At 75.1% G+C, this 24422-nt stretch carries 16 protein-coding genes; 4 read left to right on the top strand and 12 right to left on the bottom strand.

The features are described 5' to 3' along the window. Positions 1-67: 67 nt before the first annotated feature. On the bottom strand, positions 68-1033 hold the full coding sequence (locus tag ACH4K1_RS18395) for a pirin family protein (protein ID WP_398090340.1): 966 nt from the start codon (positions 1031-1033) through the stop codon (positions 68-70). A gap of 146 nt (positions 1034-1179) precedes the next feature. On the opposite strand from ACH4K1_RS18395, the gene ACH4K1_RS18390 reads away from it, so the two are divergent. Next, on the top strand, positions 1180-1545 hold the full coding sequence (locus tag ACH4K1_RS18390) for a tetratricopeptide repeat protein (RefSeq protein ID WP_398090339.1): 366 nt from the start codon (positions 1180-1182) through the stop codon (positions 1543-1545). Between the two features lie 255 nt (positions 1546-1800). Here ACH4K1_RS18390 and ACH4K1_RS18385 read toward each other — a convergent pair whose 3' ends face one another. The 5 genes from ACH4K1_RS18385 to ACH4K1_RS18365 form a co-directional block, all read right to left on the bottom strand. Next, positions 1801-2520: a 4'-phosphopantetheinyl transferase gene (locus ACH4K1_RS18385; protein ID WP_398090338.1), complete on the bottom strand. Its 720-nt coding sequence runs from the start codon at positions 2518-2520 to the stop codon at positions 1801-1803. Continuing rightward, positions 2517-3491 carry a metallophosphoesterase family protein gene (locus ACH4K1_RS18380; protein WP_398090337.1) on the bottom strand — a complete coding sequence of 325 codons (975 nt, stop codon included), beginning with the start codon at positions 3489-3491 and terminating at the stop codon, positions 2517-2519. Before ACH4K1_RS18380 ends, ACH4K1_RS18385 begins: the two co-directional genes overlap by 4 nt. Positions 3492-3642: 151 nt before the next feature. Beyond that, positions 3643-3810 (bottom strand): hypothetical protein, encoded by a 168-nt coding sequence (locus ACH4K1_RS18375; RefSeq protein WP_398090336.1) that lies wholly within the window; start codon positions 3808-3810, stop codon positions 3643-3645. Positions 3811-3958: 148 nt separating this feature from the next. Next, positions 3959-5209 carry an MraY family glycosyltransferase gene (locus ACH4K1_RS18370; RefSeq protein ID WP_398090335.1) on the bottom strand — a complete coding sequence of 417 codons (1251 nt, stop codon included), beginning with the start codon at positions 5207-5209 and terminating at the stop codon, positions 3959-3961. A gap of 471 nt (positions 5210-5680) precedes the next feature. Next, positions 5681-7258, bottom strand: coding sequence for an amidohydrolase (locus tag ACH4K1_RS18365; protein ID WP_398090334.1), 1578 nt, complete (start codon positions 7256-7258; stop codon positions 5681-5683). A 222-nt stretch (positions 7259-7480) separates the two neighbouring features. On the opposite strand from ACH4K1_RS18365, the gene ACH4K1_RS18360 reads away from it, so the two are divergent. The 3 genes from ACH4K1_RS18360 (at position 7481) to ACH4K1_RS18350 (ending at position 10009) form a co-directional block, all read left to right on the top strand. Further along, a complete protein-coding gene (locus ACH4K1_RS18360) occupies positions 7481-8425 on the top strand; it encodes a methionyl-tRNA formyltransferase (RefSeq protein ID WP_398090333.1) in 945 nt (314 codons plus the stop codon). A 17-nt stretch (positions 8426-8442) separates the two neighbouring features. Continuing rightward, positions 8443-9255: a dimethylargininase gene (gene ddaH / locus ACH4K1_RS18355; protein ID WP_398090332.1), complete on the top strand. Its 813-nt coding sequence runs from the start codon at positions 8443-8445 to the stop codon at positions 9253-9255. Positions 9256-9514: 259 nt separating this feature from the next. Then, a complete protein-coding gene (locus ACH4K1_RS18350; RefSeq protein ID WP_398090331.1) occupies positions 9515-10009 on the top strand; it encodes an ATP-binding protein in 495 nt (164 codons plus the stop codon). 73 nt (positions 10010-10082) lie between these two features. On the opposite strand, the gene ACH4K1_RS18345 is transcribed toward ACH4K1_RS18350, so the two are convergent. The 6 genes from ACH4K1_RS18345 to ACH4K1_RS18320 form a co-directional block, all read right to left on the bottom strand. Next, positions 10083-10967, bottom strand: coding sequence for a SigB/SigF/SigG family RNA polymerase sigma factor (locus tag ACH4K1_RS18345; protein ID WP_398090330.1), 885 nt, complete (start codon positions 10965-10967; stop codon positions 10083-10085). 187 nt (positions 10968-11154) lie between these two features. After that, entirely contained in the window at positions 11155-12996 is a 1842-nt protein-coding gene (locus ACH4K1_RS18340) for a hypothetical protein (protein WP_398090329.1), read from the bottom strand. Continuing rightward, positions 12993-17006 (bottom strand): DUF5682 family protein, encoded by a 4014-nt coding sequence (locus ACH4K1_RS18335; RefSeq protein WP_398090328.1) that lies wholly within the window; start codon positions 17004-17006, stop codon positions 12993-12995. The genes ACH4K1_RS18340 and ACH4K1_RS18335 overlap by 4 nt, the downstream gene beginning before the upstream one ends. Positions 17007-17009: 3 nt before the next feature. Beyond that, complete coding sequence (locus ACH4K1_RS18330; RefSeq protein WP_398090327.1) at positions 17010-18230, bottom strand: AAA family ATPase; 1221 nt, start codon at positions 18228-18230, stop codon at positions 17010-17012. Beyond that, a complete protein-coding gene (locus ACH4K1_RS18325; protein WP_398090326.1) occupies positions 18227-23428 on the bottom strand; it encodes a hypothetical protein in 5202 nt (1733 codons plus the stop codon). Before ACH4K1_RS18325 ends, ACH4K1_RS18330 begins: the two co-directional genes overlap by 4 nt. Further along, entirely contained in the window at positions 23425-24285 is an 861-nt protein-coding gene (locus tag ACH4K1_RS18320) for a DUF4132 domain-containing protein (protein WP_398090325.1), read from the bottom strand. Before ACH4K1_RS18320 ends, ACH4K1_RS18325 begins: the two co-directional genes overlap by 4 nt. Positions 24286-24422: the final 137 nt, after the last annotated feature.

The raw sequence follows: 24422 nt of genomic DNA, 5'->3' as shown, positions 1-24422 counted from the left end.
CCCGCGCGGTCGCGGTGCGGGGCCGACATCCGATCGCCCCCCCGCAGTTCTCGAACGTTCCCGCAGGTCAGCGAAGTCTTCCACGCGGCTTCAGCGCCACCGGCGGCAGCTCAGGGGCAGGCAGCGGAGCCCCCTCGTACCCCTTGACGCGGCCGAACCGGTCACCGTTCATCCAGTCCTCGCGGGCCTGGGCGATCTCCTCGTGGGAACGGCCGATCCAGTTCCAGAACATCACCAGCTCCTCCTCGAACGGCTCCCCGCCCAGCAGCATCAGACCCGCGTCGGAGACGCCGCGCAGCGGCAGTTCGGTGCGGCCGCAGCCGAGGTAGAGCATCGAGCCGGGCAGAACCGGCACGCCGTCGACCTCGGCCTCGCCCGACATGGACAGGACCGCGTACTCGAAGTCGGGGTCCAGGGGCAGGCGGGCCTCGGCGCCGCCCGCCAGGGTCAGGTCGGCGCCGACGATCGGGGTGTACGCCGTGCCGGGCGAGACCGCGCCGTCCAGTTCGCCGAGGATGACGGTGGCGGTCAGGCCGGGGGCGGTGACGGCGGGCAGGTCCGTGTGGTGCTGGAAGTGCGGCTCGACGGCGCGGTGCGCGTCCGGGAGGGCGACCCAGAGCTGCGCTCCGTGCAGCAGCCGGGCGTGCTCCTTCGGGCTCTCCTCGGAGTGGCTGATGGCGCGGCCCGACGTCATCAGGCCCAGTTCGCGGGGGCGCACCGTCTGCAGGCTGCCGAGGCTGTCCCGGTGCAGGACCTCGCCCTCGTGGAGCCAGCTGACGGTCTGGAGGCCCATGTGGGGGTGGGGCGGGACCTGCATCCCGGGCTCGTCCGCGAGGTCGTCCGGTCCGTAGTGGTCCACGAACGCCCACGCGCCCACCATGCGCCGGCCCAGGTTGGGCAGCAGGCGGCGGACCTCGGTGCTCTCGCCGAGCCGGACGCGGCGGGGCGCGAGAAGCTCGCGGACGGGTTCGGCGACGACGAAGCCGCGACCTCCGCAGACGGAGGGGGTGGCCTGACGATCGAGATTGCTCATGGGGCTCAGCCTATTCTCGCGGGGTGGGGAGCGGCGGGCCCCACGACGGACACTTGGTGGAATGTTCAACCATTGTGCGGCGTTGTCGCAGCTGAACACAGGGCGGGGCGGTCCGGGAACGGCCCGCACCACACGAAGGAGGATCCGTGAGCGAGACCGAGACCTACTACGAGTTCGGCACCGCCGCCGACCGGTGGGACCGGGCGCAGATGTTCTTCGAGGCCAAGGAGTACGTGACGGCCGCGCGGATCCTGGGCGGACTCGTCGAGGAGGCGCCGGAACAGGTCGCGCCGCGCCTGCTGCTGGCCCGCTCCTACTACCACTCCGCCCGGCTGGGGAGGGCGGAGGAGGAGCTGCGGGCCATCCTGGACCTCGACCCGGTGGAGAGCTATGCGCGCCTCATGCTCGGCCGCACCCTGGAGCGCCAGGGACGGGCCGCCGACGCCGCCCCGCACCTGCGGATGGCCGCCGCCCTCAACGGCGACTTCGGCCCCGGGGCCGCCCGCGCCTGAGCCGCCTCCCCGCCCCCTCCGACCGGGGCCGCGCCGCTCGGCGCGGCCCCGGCGGCCGAGAACCCCCGCGCCGGGGCGGGCCCGGCCCGCCGGCGCCCGGGGGTGCGGGCGCGCACGGGGCCGAGGCGATGGAGGGCCTTTCGCCGTGCGGGGAGGGGGATGCAGCGCAGGCGTTCGCGGTACGGAAGGGCGTGGGGCGGGCCGCCGACGCCAGGAGCCGTTCGGCGGGCCGCCCCGTCTTTCACCGGCGGGGCGTCAGGACCCTTCCCCGGCCCGCCAGTCAGGTCGGACCAGCACGGAGGTGGCGACGATGCCGTCCTCGATGAGCCAGCGTCCGTACAGCGTCTCCGGCAGGGCCGGATCGGTGAGGAGCAACCGGGCGGCGAAGGCGCCGCCGGCCGCGACGGAACCCCCCGGCCCCTCGGACCCCTCCGCGGACCGCTCCTGAGAGAACGTCAGGTCAGCCTCGAGGAAGTCCAGTTCGGTTCCGGTGAGCGGGTACCAGGTCTTGAAGACGCTCTCCTTGGCGGAGAACAGGACACGGTCCCAGTGGAGAGCGCCCGAGCCCTCCGCCGCCTGCGGCCCGATCCGCTCCCGTTCGGCGGGCAGCGTCACCAACTCCCGTACACCCTCGGGCAGCGGGGCGTGCGGTTCCGCGTCGATGCCCAACGCCAGTACGTCCTCCTCGCGGGCCAGCGCGGCCGCCCGGTACCCGTGGCAGTGGGTGAGGCTGCCGACGATCCCCTCGGGCCACAGCGGTTTCCCCCGGTGGCCGCGGAGCACGGCCACCGGGGGCAGACCGAGTCCGGCCATGGCTCGCCGGGCGCAGGCGCGGGCCGTGGCGAAATCGTTCCTGCGCTTGGCCACACTTTTGGCGATCAACGCCTCCTCCTCCGGGAAGAGGAACCCGTCCGGAACGGTCTCCGCGCGGGTGGCCGCGCAGGACACGTCGGCGGGCAGCAGCCGCTCGATCATGAGGTGCCTCCGGAGGTGTGCCGCTGGGCGGAGGGACCGGCGCCGGTCCGGACCGGTCCGGCGGGCCCGCCCTCGTAGGGGAGGATCTGCCGCAGCAGGCCGCGCGGGTGCCCCCTCTTCCGCCACTCCCTCGGGTAGCCGACGGAGACCTCCTCGAAGCGCACCCCGTCGTACCAGGTCGTCCGGGGGATGTGGAGGTGACCGTAGACGACGGCGGTGACGTTGAAGCGGCGGTGCCAGTCGGCGGTCAGTTCGGTGCCGCACCACTGGGCGAACTCCGGGTACCACATCACCGAGGTGGGCTCCCGGAGGAGGGGCCAGTGCCCCGCGAGGACGAGGGGGATCGCGGGGTCGTGGTCCGCGAGCCGGCGTTCGGTGGCGGCGACGCGGGCGCGGCACCAGTCGTCCCTGGTCGCATAGGGGTCCGGGTGCAGGAGGTATTCGTCGTTGCAGACGATGCCGGACTCGTGCGCGACGGCGAGCGACTCCTCCTTGGTGTGCGTTCCGGGGGCACGGAAGGTGTAGTCGTAGAGCAGGAAGAGGGGGGCGATCGCCACCGGTCCGTCCGGCCCCGGCCAGAGCGGGAAGGGGTCCTCCGGCGTGGTGACCCCCAACTTCCGGCACAGCTCGACGAGATGGTCGTAACGGGCCTGGCCGCGCAGTTGGACCGGGTCCTTGGGAAGGGTCCACAGCTCGTGGTTGCCGGGGGTCCAGATCACGTGGGCGAAGCGCTCCGCGAGGAGCCCGAGCACCCACCGGATGTCCTCGGGCTGCTCGGCCACATCGCCCGCGACGATCAGCCAGTCCGCGTCGGACGTGGGGCGCAGGGACTCCACGATGCGCCGGTTGTCGGCCATCGCCGCGTGCACGTCGCTCACGGCCAGCAGGCGGCCCGTGCCGTGGCGACGGCCGCCCCCGTCGGGCGCGGGGCCGGGGGCGTTGCGCGGTGCGGGATCGCTCGGATGCGTCATGGGCGCTGGCTCCCGATCTGTCGGCGGCGGTCCGGCTCCGTCCGCACGGTGGGAGCCGCTGGGACGTAGCCTCTCACGCTCCCCTCGGGTCTCCCCCGGCGTTTCGGCGGGCGGGCACGTCGGAAGGGGCGGAGGGATCGGATGCGTACCGTCAGCGGCCCTGGGCGCGAAAGGAGTTGATTTCGTTCACCGCGCCGAGGGCGCCATCGGCCGTCACGCAGGCGGCGACGACGGAGGTGACCGGGCTCCCGCACTCCGCCTCGCAGGCCCCCGTACGCTCCAGGGCCCGGTCGGGGGCGTCGGCGCGGGCGGCGCCCACTCGGCCGCCGCCCGCCTGCGTGATGAAGTCGGCAAGCAGGAAGAACTGGCTTCCCGGCGCTGCCCCCGCGGGGTGCGCGGGTCGTTTCGGGGGCTGCGGAAGGGGAACGGGGCTTCCCTTGCGGGACGACCGCGGGCGCCGGGCGGGATCAGCTCCGTTCGGCCGCGACCGCGGTGGCCTCGGAGGGGCGTCCGGTGGGCGGGGGCGGCACGGTGGGGCGGCCGGAGGCGGTCCTGGCGGGGCCGGGGGAAGCGCTCCTGCCGGAGGCGGCGGCCGGACCCCCCTGCGCGGAGGCCACCGCGCGCTTCGCGGCGGAGGCGGAGGCGGCCGGCGCCGTGGTTCGCCGGGCGGCGGTACGGGACGTGCTCCTACGGGACGAAGGCGCGCGGGACGGAGCCTGCCGGGGTGACGCGTACGCCGGGATCCGCAGCAGGGCGGAGACGGCGGCCGCCGTGCCGGCCAGCGGCACGAGGAGGAACGCGGGGTGCAGCAGCTCGGCGTAGACCAGTGTCCCGGTGGCCGCGGGCACTCCCGCCCACAGGGCGAGGAGGATCACCGTGCCCGGCACCGTGACCCGGACCCGCCGCAGCCGGTGCGCGATGTGGTCGTCCGCGTCGCGCAGCGGGGAACGTCCCGCGCGGCGGCGGGAGACCACGACGAGGGCGGCGTCGGCGAGGGCCACCGTCGCCAGGGCGGGCAGCGCGGCCCACGCGACGCGGCCGGCCGGGGCGGCCTCCTGGAGCAGCGCGCCGGAGGCGGCCAGCGCGAACCCGGTGAACTGCGCGCCGCACGTGCCGAGCTGGAGGCGGGCGGGGTGCCAGGTATGGAGGAGGAACCCGGCGAGCCCTGCCACCAGGGTCGCCGGAAGCAGCGCGAGGGCGAAGCCGCCGTCGACGGTGGCGCACGCGAGCAGCCCGGCGGCGGTGACCAGGCCGACGGCGGTCAGCAGCCCGTCCGCGTGGTCGAGCAGGGCGAACGCGTTGGTGACGAGGACGATCCAGAGCACGGCCAGGACGGCCGCGGCCGGGGACAGCCCGGCGAGAGTGACGACGAGGACCGCGGCCGCCGTCTGCACGGTGATGCGCAGGGCGGCCCACAACGGCTTCAGATCGTGTACGAGACCGAGGGCGGCCACCGTCCCGGACCCGGCGAGCAGCCCGGCGGCGGAGCCGGCCGCGTCGTCCGCCGCGCCGAGCAGCAGGGCTCCACCGGTCGCCGCGGCGACCCCGAGCACAGCAGTCGCTCCACCCGCTCTGCGCAGCACCCCGGCCCTCGGCGTGCGACCGCCCGGCTCCGCCGGGGTGCGGGGGCGGAGCGCCGCGCGGCGGGCGCTCCTGGCGAGTGCGACCGTGATGAACAGCGCGGCCACACCGGAGGCGATGATCCCCAGCACGTTCACCTGCCCTGCCTTTCCTCGTTCATGACCTGCGGCACGACGGCGGGGCGGCCGGTGGAACGGCGCGTTCGCCCGTTCCCCTGCCGGTGGCGGGTCGGGGACACAGGACGCCACTCCGGTGGCGTTTCTCCCCAACCTACGGGCCAATGTCCGCATTCGCCCTAAATAACACGAAAAAGGCAACGTATTGTTCTGTCACCTGTCGACGGAGCCTCGGCCCGGCCGGCCGGAGGCGCCCAAGGGGCTGCCGTGAAGGCGGAGTCGGGGGGGAGCCCCGGCGAATTGGCCGTCCGCCCCGGGAGCCGCTTCCGGCACCGCGCCCGGTGACGGAGTGTCACCAGTACGGCGGAACGGAGCCGGTGAGCGGCGTCGCGGGCCGGTCCGGGCGCGGAGCCCGGCCATCGCGAGGCGGACGCGTCGTCCGCACGCCGCCCGGACGCGAGGGCGGCCCGTGCGTCGCGCCGGGGGCGTGCGTCATCTCTCGGCGCGGGCGTCCCGGCCGTCCACGTAGGCGCCGAGGACCTCGATGTCCCCGATCCGGGACGGGTCCACGCGGTGCGGGTCGTCGCCCAGCACCACCAGGTCGGCGCGCGTCCCCGCCGACAGGGCGCCCGCCACGTCCTCCCAGTGGCAGGCGCGGGCGCCGGCGACCGTGTACGCCCGCAGCGCCTCGTCGACGGTGACGGCCTCGTCGGGGCCGATGAGGCGTCCCGAGAGGGAGGCTCGTTCGACCATGAACTGGACGGCCCGCAGCGGTGAGCCGTCCGTGACGGGCCGGTCCGAGCTGCCGACGAGGGCGACCCCGTGGTCCAGGAACCCCCGGCCCCGGTACATCCAGCCGGCCCGTCCCTCCCCCATCACCTCGGCGTAGTCGTCGCCGAAGTACCGCAGGAAGTTGGGCTGGACCACCGCGCTGACGCCGAGCGCGGCGAACCGGGGCAGTTGGTCGGGACGGATCAGCCCGGCGTGTTCGATGCGGTGGCGGGCGTCCGGGCGGGGCCGCAGCTGCTGGGCCCGCTCCAGGGCGTCCAGGGCGAGGTCGGCCGCGCGGTCGCCGATGGCGTGGACGGCGAGCTGCCAGCCGGCGAGGTGGCCGTCGACGATGAGGTCGGCGAGGCGGCCCGGGTCGTCCTGGAAGCGGCCGGTGTTGCCGGTCGTGCCCTCGTACGGGGAGGTGAGCGCCGCCGTGCGCGCCATCATCCCGCCGTCGGTGTAGATCTTGAGCGCGCCGAGCGACAGCCAGTCGTCCCCGAAGCCGGTGCGCAGACCGAGGTCCAGGGCGCGGGGGAATCCGTCGTCGGCATGGGTCGCGCGGGGGCGCAGGGTGTCGCCCGAGGCCATGAGCTGGACCCTCAGGGGCAGTCGGCCGCGGTCCCGGAGCAGTTGGTAGGCGCCCAGTTCGACGGGGCTGTGGCCGAGGAGGCCGCCGCCGATGCCCGCCTCCGCGCAGGCCGTGATCCCCTCGTCGAGGCACGCGCGGGCGGCCAGCTCGATCGCGTCGGCCAGCTCCTCCTGCGAGTAGGGCAGCCGCAGCCTGCGGGCGGCCGTCATGGCGCTCTCCGCAAGGAAGCCGTTCTCGTGCGGCGTCCCGTCCGGCAGCAGCTCCAGCACGGCGGTGTTGACGACGCAGGCGTGGCCGGAATCGTGCATCAGGAAGACCTTGCGGCCGTGGCTGACCCGGTCCAGTTCGGCGGCGGTCAGATGGCAGCCCAGGGCCCGCTGGTCGTACCCGGCGACCTCCACCCACGCGCCCGCCGGGGCCGGCCGCCGGGCAGCCGCGTCCACGACGGCGAGGATGTCCTCGACCCGTTCGCACGGGGCGACGCTGGGCGTGCCGGCCTTCAATCCGGCCCAGGCCAGGTGGACGTGGCTGTCGATGAAGCCGGGCAGGACGGCGGCGCCGCCCAGGTCGACGACCTCCCGGGCGGGCAGGGAGGTCACGGCCTCGTCCACCCCGACGATCCGCCCGCGCCAGATGCCCAGGTCGTGGGCGACGGGGTGGCGGGGATCCATCGTGAGGATGCGGGCGTTCGTCAACCGCGTACAGAGCATGAGCAGTTCCGTCCGTCAGAGGCCGAGACCGAGACCGAGGCGGGGGATGACCGCCGCCCCGGGGGGGCACGGGGAAGCAGCGTCACCCGACCGGTTTCGAGGTTTTACCGAAAGTCGATCTGGTGAAAGCTCAACTCGCCCGGCAATTATGCACTGTTGTGCATTTAGGTAAGCCTTGCTTTACTGATGCGTCGGCTGATCGCTCTTTCCAGGAGGCACCGTATGCGGGTCGTCATGTTCGGCTACCAGACCTGGGGGCACCGCACGCTCCAAGCCCTCCTGGACTCCGAGCACGACGTGGTGACGGTGGTGACGCATCCGAGGAGCGAGCACGCCTACGAGAAGATCTGGAGCGATTCCGTCGCCGACCTGGCGGAGAAGCACGGGGTTCCCGTGATCATCCGCAACCGCCCGGACGACGAGCTCCACGAACTCCTCGAGAAGGCCGCCCCGGACATCATCGTGGCGAACAACTGGCGTACCTGGATTCCGCCGCGGATCTACAACCTGCCCCGGCACGGCACGCTCAACATCCACGACTCGCTGCTGCCCGCCTACGCGGGCTTCTCACCGCTGATCTGGGCGCTCATCAACGGCGAGCCGGAAGTGGGCGTCACGGCCCACCTGATGGACGAGGAGCTGGACGCCGGCGACATCGTCGTCCAGCGGGCGGTGCCCGTGGGGCCGACGGACACCGCCACCGACCTCTTCCACCGGACGGTCGACCTGATCGCGCCGGTGACGGTCGAAGCCCTCGGGCTGATCGCCTCCGGGCAGACCGAATTCACCCCGCAGGACCGGTCGAGGGCGAGCTTCTTCCACAAGCGCGCCGAGGAGGACATCCGCATCGACTGGACCTGGCCGGCCGAGGACCTGGAGCGTCTGGTCCGCGCCCAGTCCGCCCCGTACCCGGCCGCCTTCACGTACCACCGGGGGCAGCGGATCGAGGTCGTCTCCGCCGTCGTGTCCCAGGGCCGCTACGGCGGCACGCCGGGCCGCGTCTTCTACCGCGAGGGCGACGGCGTCGTGATCGTCGCCGGAGCCGACGCCCGTCACGGCCGCAACCACGGCCTGGCGATCACGCGGGTGCGGACGGCGGACGGCCGCGAACTGCCCGCGACCGAGTACTTCACCTCGATGGGCGGCTATCTCACCGGCCGCCCCTGACGATCGGGATCCCACCCATGCGTACCGCACGTGCCCGGCACTACCTCATGTGCCGGCCCACCTACTTCGACGTGGTCTACTCCATCAACCCCTGGATGGACCCGGCGAAGCCCGTCGACACCCCGCTGGCCATCGCCCAGTGGGAGCGGCTGCGCGAGGTCTACCTGAGCCTCGGGCACACCGTCGACACGATCGACCCCGTCCCCGGACTGCCCGACATGGTCTTCGCGGCCAACGGCGCCACCGTCGTCGACGGGCGGGCCCTCGTGGCCCGGTTCCGCGACGCCGAGCGGATCGCCGAGGGCCCGGCGTACCACGACTGGCTGCGCGACAACGGCTTCCCCGGCCTGCGCACCGCCTCCTTCGTCAACGAGGGGGAAGGGGACTACCTCCTGGCGGGCGACTGGCTGCTCGCCGGCACCGGCTTCCGCAGCGATCCGCGGTCCCACGACGAGGCTCAGGAGTACTTCGGACGCCCCGTGATCGGGCTGACCCTCGTCGACCCCGACTACTACCACCTGGACACGGCCCTGACCGTGCTCGACGAGAAGACGGTCGCCTACTACCCGGCGGCCTTCTCCCCGGGGAGCCGGGCCGTCCTGGAGCGCCTGTTCCCGGACGCCCTCCTGGCCACCCCCGCCGACGCCGCGGCCTTCGGGCTGAACGCGACGTCGGACGGGTACAACGTGGTGCTGCCGCAGAACGCGACGGAGCTGGCCGAAAAGATGCGGGAGCGCGGGTTCAACCCGATCGGGGTGGACCTCTCCGAGCTCCTCAAGGCGGGCGGCAGCGTGAAGTGCTGCACCCTGGAGCTGCGCCGGAACACCTGAGCGGGCGGCAAGCTCCCTGCGGGGGTTTCGCGGGGAGCCCGCCGCGCTCTGCCCCGGGTTCGGCCGGCCCCCCTGTCATGGCCGCGGCCCACTCCTGGTGCGGCACCCGGGTGGGGCCCCGCCGCCCGGCGGGGACGAGGCGGAGACCGGGCGGCGACCGCCTTTCGCGAGGCCGTGTGACTGAAACCGATGGGGGTGGGTAGGCGGGAAGGGGTCGTTCCCGCTGGATCGAGGGCGGGCGTGTGACGGGGGCAGAATTATGGAGCGGTTGTTGGTGCGCGAAGCGCTTGGGCAGGACCGGCGAGAGGCCGGCGCCACGGTCGTGGCGCGGGACAGCGCCGGTTACGAGATGGTGTCGGGCGAGATCGCCCAGGCCCGTGCCTTCGTGAGGGACTTCCTCGCCGACGCCCGGTCCCGGCACGGTCTGGAGGTCTCCGAGCGGGCGACGGACGTCGCGCAGTTGGTGGTGAGCGAGCTGGCCACCAATGTCTGCAAATACGCGCCGGGTCCGTGCCTGCTGGACCTGGAAGCCACCCGCACCGGCCTCGAGATCGTCATGTGGGACTCGGGCTCCGTTCTTCCCGCCGCCTCCCCGGCGGACCCCTCCCGGATCGGCCGGCACGGTCTGGAGCTGGTCCTCATGGTCTGCCAGAGCTTCACGGTGCACCGGGAGCCGGTCGGCAAGCGGGTGCGGGTGCGGATCTCGCTGCACGACGACCCGAGCGGCGACCCGGCCGGCAGCACCGTCGGATAGCGGGGCCGGGCGCACAGCAGCGGGAAGGGGGGTGAGGGCCGGCCGGCCCTCACCCCCCTTCCCGCGGGCGCGGTCAGTTCTGGGTGAGCATCTCCTTGCGGAGCCGGGTGAGCAGTCGGGTCAGCAAGCGGGAGACATGCATCTGCGAGATGCCGAGCTTCTCGCCGATCTGGGCCTGCGTCATCTCCTGACCGAAGCGCATCGCCACGATCTCGCGATCCCGCTCTTCCAGTTGCTCCAGCAGCGGGGCCAGGGCGTGCAGGTCTTCGACCAGCTCCATGGCAGGGTCGACGTCGCCCTTGATGTCTCCGTAGGTGACCGTCTCGGCGCTGTTCTGTTCGACGCCGATGGGCAGGTCCAGGGAGCCCGCGGTGTAGCCGTTGGCCGCTATGAGGCCCTCGATGACCTCGTCCTCGCTGAGCTCCAGATGCCGGGCCAGTTCGGCGACCGTGGGATCGCGGTCGAGCCGCCCGGCGAGGGTCTCCCGGGTCTTGGCCAGGGTCACACGAAGTTCCTGCAACCTCCGCGGCACGTGGACGGCCCACGTCGAGTCGCGGAAGAACCGCTTGATCTCCCCCACGATGTAGGGGATGGCGAACGAGGTGAACTCGACCTCCCGGCTGAGCTCGAACCGGTCGATCGCCTTGATCAGCCCGATCGTGCCCACCTGGATGATGTCCTCCATCTCGCCGCTGCCGCGATTGCGGAATCGCTTGGCGGCGAAATGGACCAGGGACAGGTTCATCTCGATCAGGGTGTTGCGGGCGTACTGGTATTCGTGTGTGCCTTCTTCAAGCACCTGCAACTGTTCGAAGAACAAGGCTCCCAGCGCCCGTGCGTCCTTCGGGGCGATCTTCGCGGGGTCCTCGACCCGTGGAAGCGCCGCAGGAGCGGTGGTGGCGGTCGTGCCGTGTTCCGCTACGGCGGAGCGCCGAAGGCGCTGCGATGTGGTGGACATGCGCGTCTCCCGATGACTGCTGTTCGTGGACAACACGGGAGGGCACCGACGAGGAACACCTCACGACGACAGGATGCCGCTCCCGCGAGTGTGTGCCTGACTGCCCAAGCACGCCGAAGGACCGTCTGTCCCCGATCGGCGACCCCAAACACGATCACACCGGCTATCGGGGAAAGTGGTCCACGCCTCAGCCCGACGCCTCCCGCACAGGGACGGGGACGGGGCCGGACGACGCTTCCGGGCGGTCCTCCCCCGTCGCGTTCCAGGCCGCCGCGCACAGGGACTCGCCCACGGCCGCCGTGTAGCGGGCGGCGGCCAGCCAGTGGGCGGCGAAGCCGTCGGTGTCGGCGGGGAGGAGACGGCCGAAGAGATCGCGCTCGCGCCGGGCCGCCGAGGCGCACAGCGCGGTGAGGAGATCGGCGGCGGTGGGAAGACCGCCGCGGCGGATCCGCCGGGCCTCGGCGGTGACGTCGCCCAGCATGCCGAGGGCGGCGCGGCCCGCCGGCACCGTCTGTTCGACCCGGCGCTCCAGGAGGTACAGAGGCGATGACGCGCCGGGGCCGGCGGGCTGCGGTGGGGCGAGGCGCACGGGTGCGGCCGGGTCCGGGAGGTCGGCGCGGCCCAGGCGGTCGAGGCCGAGGTCGACCGGGCCCTCACCGGTGGGGTGCGAGCACGCGAGCAGGGTGAGCCGGGGATGCGGCGCGGGGGCCAGGCGGCCGATGATCCTCAACCGCGTCCCCGGTGCGGCGGCCAGCAGGGTCAGGTTGTCGCGGTGGGCCAGGGCGGGGTCGTCGTCGGCGACGGCGAGCCGCACGGGAACGCCGCCCTCGCACAGCGCGAGCAGGCAGGCGCCGCCCGGCTCCCGTACCGCGCCGAGGAGTTCGACGTCCAGGAAGAGCAGGTCGCTGCCCCCGGCGTCCGGGTCCGCGTAGCGCGCGGTGGCCCGCAGGGCTCGGGCGGCCTGTTCGGACGGCGGGGTCTCCCAGAGGGAGGCGAGCGGTGGCTCCGTCCACGCCGCGCCCCGGGCGGTGACGGCCTTGACGCCTTTGCCGGCGCCCAGTCTGCCGTCCGGCGAGACCGTCGCCCCCGAAACGGCCAGACCGGCGCGGCCCAGCTCCCGGTGGGTGAGCGCGCTGTCGCCCAGGCGCACGGTCCGGTCGGCCACGCCGAGGGCGCGCCCCGCACCGCCGGGCGCCACATCGCCGACCGTGAAGAGGCGGCCGTCGGCTCCGGCAACCCAGGTGCGGACGCCGCCGTGCCCCGAGTCGGTGACGACGGGCTCGGTGAACAGGCCGTACAGGCGGAGCGAGCCGTCCTGGCCGTACGGGCGGCGCACACGGCCTCTGACGGCGGCCAGCTCCGCGCCGGAGGCGGTCCCCACGCGGCGGGCGGTGCCCAGGAGTTCGGCCAGGGCGGTGACAAGGTCGGCGGTGCGGTAGGACGGATCCCCGGCGCGGGCCGCGCGCAGCAGGGTGACGACCGACAGCGCGGCGCCCGCGGCGCGGGGCAGATGACGGAGCCGGGCGGTGTGGGCGGCGCGCAGGAGGGCCGACTGGGCGACGGCCCCGGCCCCGTCGACACCGGCCTCCAGCACGGCGGCGCCCGCCGCCCACAGGGCGTCGGCGGCGGCGCGCTGGGCCGGGCTCGCCGCCAGAGGCGAGGAGGCGGCGGGGTCGTCAGTCGCCGCGGCCGGGCCGGGGACTTCCGGAGCGGGCCGCTCGGCCGGCTCCGGAGCCGGGTCGGCCGTGGGGGCGGCGCAGGCCGCGGCCGCGCGGTGGACGCAGGCCGGGGCGAGGAGGCAACCGCAGACGATGTCCTCCGCCTTCGCCACCATGCCGCCCGGGGCGTGCAGGCGCAGCTCGGTCTCGTCATCGACCTCGACCGTCGCGGTGTCCCCGTCGCGATGCGTCGGGCGGGAGCCGAGCTTGGCGACCGCCGCGTCCAGCCGCTTGCGCAGCCGGGGCGAGAGGCCCTCGACCAGCGTGGCCGTGACCTCCGGTGCGACGGGCGGCAACTGGGCGGTGTTCATGCGGTCCTCTCCCCTATCCAGCGGGCCAGTTCGAGTGGGCTCAGGGCCGCCACGGGCATGCCTGCGGCCACGAGTTGCCCGGCGACGCCCGTCGAGTAGCGGGGCCGGCCCGCGTCGTCGAGGCTCGCACACCCGAGGACGTGGCAGCCGGTGTTCACCAGCGCCCGTACCTCGGCCAGCAGTCCGGCGAGCGGCGCCCCCTCCTCGAAGTCGCTGATGACGACGACGAGGGTGCGGGAGGGCACCTCGATCAGGCCGCGGGCGTGCCGGAGCCCGGCGGCGATGTGCGTTCCGCCGCCCACGCTCACTTCCAGCAGGAGGGAGAGGGGGTCGCGCACATGGCCGGTGAGGTCGACGACCTCGGTGGAGAACGCCAGGAAATGGGTGCTCAGGGTCGGCACCCCGGCGAGCACGGAGGCGGTCAGCGCGGACCAGATGGTGGAGGCCTCCATCGATCCGGAGACGTCCGTGACCAGGATCAGGCGCCAGTCGGCCGACCGGCGGGCGCGACTGCGGAAGACCGGCTTCTCGGGAACCACCCGGATCGTGCCGTCGGCCGTCCGGCGGGCGGTGGCCAGATTGGCGTGCAGCGTGCGCGGCAGGTCGAGCCTCCCGCCGGGGCGGCGGGTGGGCCGGGCCGTCGTCGTACCGGTCAGCGCGGGGCGCAGCCGGGTGGCGAGCTGCCGGGTCAGTTCGTCGACCAGACGGCGCACCAGCGGGCGGAGCGCTGCGAGACGGGCCTCGGGAAGCCCGCCGGCGTACTGCAGGATCGTCCGGAGCAGCTCCACGGAAGGGGTCACGGCCGCCGGGTCGAGTTCGGCCAGGACGTCCTGGCGTCCTGTCATGGCCGCGGCGGCCAGGACCTCTTCGCGGACGCCGGGGCCGAACAGGGCGGCCAGCTCCTCGGACCACTCGCGGACGCCGGGGAACGACGGCTCCCGGCCGCCGCCCGCTCCGGAGCCGCCGTGACCGGGGAGGCCGCCGCGCGAACCCTCGCCGCGGCCCGCTCCGTAGAGCTCGTCCAGCGCGGTCGCCAGACGGGCGGCGCCGGACGGCAGCCGGTCGGTGCTCCGGCCGAGCACGAGCCGCCACCGGTCGGCGGGCGCGAGGGCCCGGGCGGGGGCCGCGCCGGTGGAGGGCGCCCTGCCGGGGGCCGCCCCGGGCGGGGGCGCCGTGACGGGGGTGGCCCGGGCAGGAGGCGCGGTGGCGGTGGTCACCTCGGCCGGGGCCGCGGTGCGGGGAGCGGCCCCCGCGGGGCGCGCCGGCCCGGGGGCAGCGGCGGGGCACGTCGTCGTGGAGCCGCCGGGCCGAGGGGGGAGGCGGTCGCCGGGGGCGGGCGCCGTGACGGGAAGGCCGAGAGCGGTCAGGAGCTCGCGGGCGGCGAGGTCGGCGGCCGTTCGGCGGGCCAGCTCCGCCGGGTCGTCCCCGTCGAGGGTGTCCACCCGTTCGCCCAGCCGCTCCTCGACGGTGCCCAGCAGGCGGTCCCGGGCGGCCGGGCTCAGGGCGTCGAAGCCGCCGCGCAGGGCGGGGAGCCGGGCCAGGAAGGCGGAGTCGTCCAGCTCGACCACCCGGTCCAGCAACGGGTCCAGGGCTCCGGCGCCGACGGTCAGGAGCGGGCCTGCGACCGTCAGGACGCCGGTGAGGCGCGCGGTGAGCGTGGTCCGGGAGGCGCCGTCCACGGCTCCGTCCACCCAGGAGGCGACGCGCTCCCCGAACGCCTCGGCCTCTTCGTGGCCGGTGAGCACCCTGACCGCTCCGGCGGCCGCGGCGATCAGCGGGGCGCCCTCGGCGGCCAGTCGGGCGAGGGCGTCGGTGAGTCGGATGCCGCCCAGCCGGTCCGCCCGCTGCGCCAGTTCGAGCAGGGCGCGGGCGTCCTCGGGCTTCTCGGAGCCGGTCAGGCCGTCGACCTGGCGCACCGCGGCGGCGGTCAGCAGTTCCGCCGCGTGCGCGGTGCGGGCGGCCCGTGCGGCGTCGGCGGCATCCAGGACCGCAGGATTGTCCGCGGCGTCCAGGACCGCAGGACCGTCCGAGGTGTCCAGGGCCGCAGGACCGTCGGACGGGGCTTCGGGGCCCTCCGGTGCGGGCGGACCCGACAGGTGGCCCGCGTCGATGCGGTCCAGCAGGTCGAGTCCGGCGAGGAGTTCGGGCAGGGTGCCGCCGGCCGGGAGAACGACCGCCAGTTCGGTCAGGCGTTCGTCGGCCGGAGCGGGCAGCCCGCACGCGGCGGCCTCCGCGAGGCCGCGGACGACCTGGGCGGCCGTCGGGCCGCCCGCCGCGCGCTCGGCCGCGTGGCGCTGCCGCAGCACGCCCTCGGCCGCCTGGGCCGGGGTGACGCCGCGGGCCCCGGCCGCGGTGAGCATCGCGGCCGTCGCCGGGGTCCACCGCACCTGCCAGCGGGTCGTCAGCCCTTCACCCCCCGCCGCGCCGGCCACCTTCTGCTCCTGGGCGTAAGGGATGCCGCACACCGTCAGTCTGCGCAGCAACAGGTCGCGGCGGCGGTCCAGGGTGGAGCGCGCGGGGTCGAGTCGCAGGTCGCGCGGTGTCCTCTCGTGCGCGTCCCCCGGCCCGGGGAGCCCGAGCTCCGCGGTCTCGGCCTCGACGGCGGGGCAGAGTCCGCTGCGGGGGGCGGCGGGCGCCGGTCGTCCGGTACGGGCTCCGACGAGCACGCGTTCGAGCGCCTGGGCCACGGCGCGGCCCGTGCCGTAGGTCTCGCCGCGCCCCAGCACCGTCTGCACGGCCTCCAGGAGTTCCCCGCGGCCCGGCGCGGGCAGATCGCGCAGGCGGGCCAGGTCGCCGGCGACCCGGACGACCTCCCTGCCGTCCGCCGGACCGTAGGGGTGGCCCTGTTCGCGCAGAGCGGCGCAGAGGCGTACCGCGGTGCGGATCAACGCCTCGTGCACCGCGGCCGGGTCTCCGGCGGCCTCCAGGACGGTGTGCTGCCACTCCGGATCCCGGATGCCGGCCGGGTAGCCGGACCGTGAGTCGAGCAGCGGGTACGTGTAGGGGATGAGGGAGACCGTGCACTCCCCCGCCCCCGCGGCGCCCCCGGTCGGGCTCGGCCCTCCGGCAGTCCCGGAGGCCCCCGTAGCCCGGACGGTCCCCGTGGCCCCGGCGGTCCCCGTGGCCGACGGAAGCAGCGCCGGGGTGTGGAAGGCCCCCACCACGACGGCCGGCCTCCGGCCGCTCGCCAGGGCCTCGGCGAGATGTCCGCGCATGCACGCCTCGCGCGCCAGGTCCGTGCCGTGCACCCCGCCGCGCGCCTCGGCCTCGTAGCGCAGCGCCCAGCCGGTGAGCAGGGCGGCACGGCGGAGTGCCTCGGGCGTCGAACCGGGCGCCTGGGCCTCCACCAACCGGTCCCACAGGTCGTCGCCGTCCCGGCCGGTCAGCCGGGACCTGAGCGCGGCGGACAGCCCGTGCCCCTCCCCCGGCACGGGTGCGGAGGCGGCCCCGGGGACGGGGGCGGGGACGCCGTCGCCGCCCCCGTCCCACGCCCGGTCGGCCAGGGGCAGGTCGCAGGCCACGGCGGGGACGCCGTTTCGCGCGGCCCAGCGCAGAGCGACCAGTTCGGGCGAGAAGTCGGCGAACGGGTAGAAGGCCGGACCCCGTTCGCCCGCCGGACCGGCTCCGGGCCCGTGTGCGGGCACGGCGGCCAGCGCCACCGGGGCCTCGGTCTCCTCGTGGGCCAGCCAGCCCAGCCAGTGTTGGAACTCGGCGGGCAGTTCGACGAGGAGGACGTCGGGGGCCGCCGCGTCCAGCAGTGCCGGCACGGCGGCAGCCAGCGACGGCGCGTGGTGGCGCACCCCGATCAGGAACGGTGCCCCGGGGCCGGCCTCCGCGAGGGCCTCCACCGCGGCTTCCGAGGTGGTCGGTCCGCCCGCCGGGCCCGGTACGGGGGCGCCGGCCCGCGCGTCGGAGGCGGGCGGCGTCTCACGGGTGGCGCCCGCGCCCGTCCTCGGCCCGGGCTCCGGCCCCGGCCCCGGCCCCGGCCCGGGAATGGTCGACTCGTTCATCCGTCAGCTCTCCAGCACCGAGCGCAGGTCCCACAGGGCGCGCCAGGTGGCCGACCCCTGCTCCGCCCGCCTGCGCACCGGCCCGTCCCAGTACCCCAGCAGCCGTGCCGCGTCGGCGGGGTCGTCCTTGCGGACGACGCCGAGCAGGTGGCCGGGGAGCAGGGAGAGCACATCCCGGTCACCGGGGAAATACGCCGCGGCCAGGCCCAGGGCGCCCGCGACGGAGACCGCCTCCGCCGTGCTCATCACCGTGGAGGGGCGCTCGACCTCCCAGCCCTCCGCGGAACGGCCCTCACGCAGGTCCCGGAAGGCGGTGACCAGGGCTTCGAGGACCGCGTCGTCCACCTGGTAGGCCGCGCCCACGCGTTCGACCGCGGCCCGCGACTGGCTCCGGACGAGCGCGGTCTCGGCGTCCACGTCCCCGATGGGCCCCACGGTCTCGAAGTTGAAGCGCCGCTTCAGCGCCGCGGACATCTCCGAGACGCCCTTGTCCCGGAGGTTGGCGGTGGCGATGAGGGTGAAGCCGGGGGCGGCGTGCACCTGGGCACCCTCGCCGCCCGCGAGTTCGGGCACGGCGATCCGCCGCTCGGAGAGCAGGGAGACGAGGGCGTCCTGGACCTCCGGCAGGCAGCGGGTGACCTCCTCGACGCGGGCGACGGCCCCCCGGGTCATGGCGGCGAGGACCGGTGAGGGCACCAGGGCCTGCTCGGTGGGCCCCTGGGCGAGCAGCAGCGCGTAGTTCCAGCCGTACTTGAGCTGGTCCTCGGTGGTGCCCGCGGTCCCCTGCACGGTGAGCGCGCTGGTCCCGCAGACGGCCGCCGACAGCAGCTCGGAGAGCATGGACTTGGCGGTGCCGGGCTCCCCCACGAGAAGGAGCCCTCGTTCCCCGGCGAGGGTGACCACACACCGTTCGACCAGGGCCCGCTCGCCGACGAACTTCTGCTCGATCACCAGGCGGCGCGGCACTCCGGCTGCGGGCCGGGCCCCCTTAGGCAGGCTCAGTGCGTCGCCCGAACTGCCCATCACGAAGGTGACGACGGCACGGGGGGTGAGCAGCCAGCCCGGCGGGCGGGGCCCGGAGTCGTGGGCCGCGAGGAAGGCCAGCTCGGTGGCGTACCGGTCCTCGGGCGGCGTGATCTGCCGCGGCGCGCGGCCGGGCGCCGTCGCCTGGCCCGGCAGACCTCCCGCGGTGGTGTCCGAGGCGGTCGTGGTGTCGTTCGTCATCGACGGCGGCCCTTCCGGGTGGCGCGGGTGTCCAGTTCTTCGAAGGCGGGGGCGTCGCCGCCCCGGGTCCGCGCCCAGGCGGCTGCGAACAGCGCGGGCACGGGGAGGTGGGGCAGGGCCCGGGCGGACCCCGCCACGGGGTACAGGCTTTCCTTCCAGGTCTCCAGCGGCAGCCCGGGGGCGCCGCGTTCCAGCCAGCCGCAGGGCAGGAAGAGGGTGCGGCCGGCGCGGGAGCGCTTCGCCTCCACGACGAGGCCGGTGGCGGCGAGTTCCGCGCGGGCCTTCTTGATCCGTGCCGGCTTCCACTCGGTCCAGCGGACGCAGTTGCGGTCCGTGGGGTCGGGCAGGGCGAGCAGCATCAGGTAGAGCGCGGCGGCGTCCGCGCTCAGCGCGAGGGCGTCGGCGGCCTCGGCCACCAGCTCCGGCACCGCGCGGGTCGGGTCCTGGGCCGGGTGGTGCGGGGAGCCGTCCGGTGCGCCCGCCGCGGCCAGGGCGTCGGTCTCCTGGCCCAGCAGGGAGCGCAGGGCGTGGAGGTCTCCGGTGGCATGGGGGCTGACGATGCCCTCGACCAGTCCGAACGCCGGATCGTCGGGGCCGTCGAGTCCGGCCGGGCGGATCAGCAGCTTCTCCCTGTTGCCGTAACCGGGGGTGAGGAGCAGCGCGGCGCCGGCCCTGACCAGTCCGTCGGCGTCGGCTCCGCCGGCCTCGGGGAGGCCGTGGGCGGCGCGGACGGCGGGGGCGACCGACCCCCCGGAGTCGCTCCAGTCCAGGCCGAGGTCCAGCACCAGCCCGGGGTCGGCGAGGCGGCCGCGCAGAGCCGCGAGGCCGACGGGCAGGTGAGCCCGCAGGGGGTGCCCGTACGGCAGCGTGTACGCGAGGGTGCGCAGGGCGGTCAGGGCGCCGGAGATCACGCCGCGTGCGCTCACGCGGCGGAGGGCCGGGCGGTCGCTGCCCTCCGGTACGGGGGTGCCGTGGGCAAGCCAGCTCCGGGCGCCCGCGTTGAGGATCAGGTCGACCGAGGAGGCCGAGGCGCCGGTGAGGTCGAGGTCCAGTTCCTCGGGGACGCGGACGAGGGAGCCGAGGCGTTCCCGCCACGCCTCGGCGGCGGCCGGGACGTCGGGGCCCGTGGACCACAGCTCGGCCGGGTCCGCGGGCAGCAGCGCCCGGAGCACGGTGTGCCGGTCGTCGCGGGGCAGGGCGTCCAGCCGTTCCTGGGCGGCTTCGAAGGCGCGGGTCTTCGCGCCGAGCAGGGCCAGCGCCTCGGCGCCGGGCTCCTCGACGGCCGCCGACAGGAGGGCGGTGGCCTGGAGGGGGCCGATTCCGGTGGCCGTGTGGAACGCCTCGGCGGCTTCCGGACGCCAGGGGGCCGGGCCCTTCTCCCGTACCAGGGCGGTGAGCCGGGTCAGCCGGTCGCGGGCGATGCCCTGCCGGTAGACGTGCTCGCGGTCGAGGGTGAAGCCGGGGACGGGGCCGAAGACTCCGGTCGGGTCGTGGTCCAGGGCGAGCCAGCGGGCCGCGTCGTCCCGTGAGTTGCGGCCCTGGTCGGCGATGATCACGACGGTGCGGGGGCCCTTGCGCAGTACCTGGCCGAGGCGGTGCACGGCCTCGGGGCGCCCCGTCCGCCCGGGGGCCGACGCGTCGAGCGGTTCGACGAGCACCACCCTCCGGACCGTGCCGGCCGGGTCGGCCAGCGGACCGGCCGCCAGCGCTTCCAGCAGGACGAGGAGCCCGGCGCGGTGGCCGGGGAGGGTGGCCTCGGAGGCTGCTCGGTACGCCAGTTCGGGCAGCGTGTCGAGGAGGGAGGTCCAGGAGGGGGACTCGCCGGGCACCGTGTACTCGTCGCGCCGCCAGCCGTCCACGGGGGTGAAGGGGACCTTCGACGGCGGGGGCGGGCCGAACGCCGGCTCGCCGCCGAGGACGTGGTTGACGGCGAGGATCTGCCGGATCGCCGTCCACCGGCTGCCGCCTCCCCACCAGGAGCCGCGCATCTGCTCGGAGCCCCAGGCGGTGGCGGCCCGCAGGGTCGTGTCGTCGCCGTGCTCGGGCTCGTGGTCGAAGAACATGCCCTTGGTGCGTGCGGTGTGCTGGGGCGTGGCCGGCTGCGCGGGTGCGGGCGGGTCCAGGTACCGGATGACCTCGACGGCCCGGTCCACCGCGTTCCACGCGACGGCGGTGACGCCGGTGAGGAGCCGTTCGTCGGACACCTCGGGCAGTACCCGGGCGACGGCCTCCTCGCTCATCTCCCACGCCGAGGGCCCGGTGTACTCCTCGACGGCCCGGGATGCCCGGGTGTGCCGGATGACCGCGTCGGCGACCGCGTCGAACAACTCCTGGCCGCGGTCGTCGGTCAGCTTCCGCAGGGCGGCGGAGCCCTGTTCGTCCCTCGGGCGCAGGGCGTGCCAGTAGGCGACGGGAGGCACGTAGGGGGTGCCCGCCGCATCGCCCCCGCGGGAGGAATCGGTGCCGACGGACCACAGGCAGGCGGTGCCGTCGGTGTCCGCGGGGTGCACTTCGACGAAACGGTGGCGCAGAACCGCGACGGCCCGTGACCCGCCGGGCAGGGTGAGGGCGCCGAGCGGCACCGCGATGGTTCCGTCGGGCAACGGGTGGGGCAGGGCGACCGTGTGGCCGTCGGGGGTGCCGGCGACGGTCCGGGAGCCGTCCGCGGGCGCGGCGGCGCCGGGCTCGACGGCGGTGCGGCGGACCCACCGGCCGAGGACCGTGCCGTCCGTGCCGAACGGGGTGGTCTCCAGACCGGGCTGGAGGGGCAGCACCTGGCAGTGTTCGGCGAGGAGACGGGCGCCGTCCTGGATTCCGGAGCGGAGGAAGGCGGGGAGGGAGGCACGGCCGTGGGTGCCGGCGGCCGGGTCGTACTCCAGCCATACGCGCTGGGTGCCCTGGTGGCCCTCCCGCCAGTGCCCGGTGCCGTCGGAGAGGACGGCGCGGTGGGGCGGGAGGGCGGTGTCGCCCGCGTGCAGGGCCTTGCCGCCCGTGGCACGGCCGCCGCCGGGCAGCGGCACGCTGACCTCGTCCGAGAGGCTGGGGCGGCCCCAGCGGGGGACCTGGTCGCCGCTGACGGTGAACACCTCGGCGGGGCGGTGCGACCAGTAGCCGCGCTGCTCGTCGTCCTCCCACCAGATCACCAGCAGTTCGCCGTCGACGTAGCGGAATGCAGGTGTCCGCCACCGGTCGGTGGTGGCGGGCAGGCGCAGGGTGTGCCGCAGCAGCACGCCCTCCGGGCCGACGACGACGGCCCGCTCCGGCGTGTTCAGGATCAGCGCGGGCCACGCGTCGGTGACGCCGACGTTCTGCGCCCGGTTGTTCCGCCCGCGCCCTGCGGCGGCGACCTCGGCGGCCAGTTCGTCGTAGGTCTCGTCCAGCGCGGGCCAGCCCAGTTCGTCGAAGACGCCGGTGCGCAGGGTGGAGACGAGCAGCGGCACGACGTCGTGCCGCTCGAGAAGGCGGGCGGCCTCGGGGGCGACGTCCGCGACCACCGAGCGGAACGGAGAGAGCTTGTTGAAGGCCAGGCGCAGTCCGGGGATGCCCCGCGCCGTGGTGTACTCCTCGGCGCAGCCGGTCAGCCACTCGCGCAGGAGGGCGGAGAGCACCGGGTGCGCGGCCAGCTTCGCCATACCGGCGTCGCTGAGCCGCTGGCCGCGGCTGTGGCCGAGGCCGCCGACGTTCCGGCGCAGGAGGTCGCGGAAGTCCGGGTGGTCGGCGACGGCGGCGAGGTCGCGGCACCCCGGTGCGTCGTCGGCGAGCCACTCGCCCAGCGCGAAGCCGTGCGACCGCTCGCGGCCACGGCCCGTGTTCTCGTCGTCGGGCTCGGCCACGGGGACCCCGGAGGCGAGGAAGAGGTCGAGGAGGTCCAGGTCGGCGGTGCGCCGCCAGCGGCCCTGGAACAGTTCGACGGGGCGTCCGTCCGCGCGCAGCCGGTCCGCCATCCGGGCGGCCAGGTCCAGGGTGCGCGGGCTGCGGCCCGAGGTGACCCGGTTGCGCCGCCGGTACGCCTCCCAGCGGGCGAGCCAGTCGGCCGGGGAGACGGCCGTGTCGAGCGGGGCCGCGGGGTCGGAGGAGGTCCGGCCGGAAGCGCCCGGGAGGGCGGTCAGCAGTTCCTCGGCGCCGGACTCGGCCAGCAGCGCGAGCCAGCCGGATTCGCCGTCCGCGCCCTCGCCGCCCTCGCTGAAGGTCTCCGGGAAGAATCCGAGGAGCCGGCCCCGCACGGATGCGTCCGCCCGGGCGAGGGCGATGAGCGCCGGACCGTAGGTCGCCCAGAACGAGGCGGGGGCTCGGACGACGCCGGGAGAGCCGATCAGGTCGGCCACCAGTTCGCGTTCGGCACTGTCGCGGTCCAGCCCGGCGGCCTTGACCAGGGTGCGTACGTCCTGCGGCAGCGCCGCGTAAGGCGGCATGCCGGCCGCGCAGCGTTCGACCAGCAGGCGGCGGAACTGCGCCCAGGCGTCCGCCGGCGCGAGCCGGGCCACCAGGTCGCGCACGTACTGCCGCAGCGCCTTGACGGTCAGCGCGCCGGCGAGGGCGAACTCCAGGAAGACGGCGCGCTGCCGGTCCTCGTCCACGACCAGGCCGTGGACCCGCTCGGCCTCACGGGCCTTGCCGAAGAAGGAGGCGGCGTAGGTGGCGTTCTCGGCCTGGAGGAAGAGGCGCGCCACCTGCTCGTAGTAGGTGGGGAGGAAGTGCGGCACGGCCCGGCCGAGGCGGGTGCCGAGCTCGTCGAAGCCCTCCTTGGCCGCACCGGCACGGGTCTTGGCCTGCCGTCCCAGCCGCTCGATGTCCTTGACCAGGGCGAGGGCGTGGTGCCCGTTGGCCGGGTCGTTGACCAGGGCCCAGGCGGGGAAGCCCAGCGTCTCGCGGCGGACCTGTCCCACGACGGGGGCCTCCGGGGCCCGGGCCAGCCCCAGGAACTCCAGGGCCAGGTCCTCGGCCTCGCCCAGCGTGCCCGGCACGAGCCGGACCACCGGGCGGTCCCCGAGGGCGGTGTGCGTGTAGGTGCGGGCGGTCAGCGTGTCGGCGTCGTCCCGGTCGGTCGTGCCGGCCGGGAGGACCGCACCCGCGTCCAGCAGGGTCGCCGCACGGGCCTCGGCGGCGCGGGTGGAGGCGCCGGGGCCCCGGTTCTGGCCGGGAAGGGGCGCCGGGACCGCTGCCGCCGTGTTCGCTCCGGTGTTCGTCGTGATGCTCATGCCGCCCGCTCCTCGTCCTCCACGTCGCGGCCGGCGTAGAGCGCCGCCGCCATCCGCATGCCCTCGGACCACGCCACGGCGCCGACCTCGGCGGCCGTCAGAGTGCGCCCCGAGGCGTCGGTCCAGCCCAGAGGCCCCGTCTCGGTGTCGTACGCGTCGTATCCGTCGTGTTCGCCGATCCAGATGCGCGCCTCGACGCCGACGCCGTCCTCGATGACGGGGCAGACCGCGTACCCGCCGCGCGACCGGTAGCCGAGCTGGGTGACGCGGCCGTGCAGGAAGCGCAGCTCCTTGAAGACCCCTCCGGCGTAGGTGTCCACGGAGACGGTGTCGGGGGCCAGGCCGGCCGGGCGGCGCCACACCTCGCGGAACAGCTGCTCCACGTTCTGGCGCACCTCCAGTTCGACCGCGAACTCCCGCAGCTCGTCGAGATCGTCGAGGAGGACGGGGTGGGGGACGCTGACGACGTCCGGGGTGATGCGGACCGTGTCGCCGTCCAGGTCGACGAGGCCGAGACCGCGCTCGGGGTCGACGTCGCGCAGGAACCCGGCGACTCCGCCGTCCGCGCCGGTGACCACCACGTCCTTCAGGGCCGCCTGCCACGCCGGGTCGGGCCAGACCCGGGCGAGCACGGCGGTGGGGACGGGCAGCGAACGCACCATCCACTGCTCGACGTCGCTCAGGCACCGGCGCTCGTGCCGGTCCAGCCACTCGGTGAGCTGCCGGAGACCGACGACCGCCGGATCGTCCTTCAACTTCGCCGGAACGGACTTCAGCCGTCGGCCCTTCCCGTTGCGGCAGACCACCTTGCCCGCCTCCAGAGCGACTTCGTAGTCGCCCGCCGAAACCCACCCCATGCGCTGTTCTCCCCGTTGTTCCGGACGGCCGCCACACCGGCGGCACGCTGAAGAATCCCGTCGACGGCGACGCACCGTGACGGTTGGGAGAGACTCTAGGCGGCCCCAGTGACAACGCGTTCCCGCCCCCGCCCCCA

This window comes from Streptomyces sp. NPDC017448 (genome assembly GCF_044330565.1).
In the GTDB taxonomy this organism is placed as follows: domain Bacteria; phylum Actinomycetota; class Actinomycetes; order Streptomycetales; family Streptomycetaceae; genus Streptomyces.
This window is presented reverse-complemented; position numbering and strand designations above follow the sequence as displayed.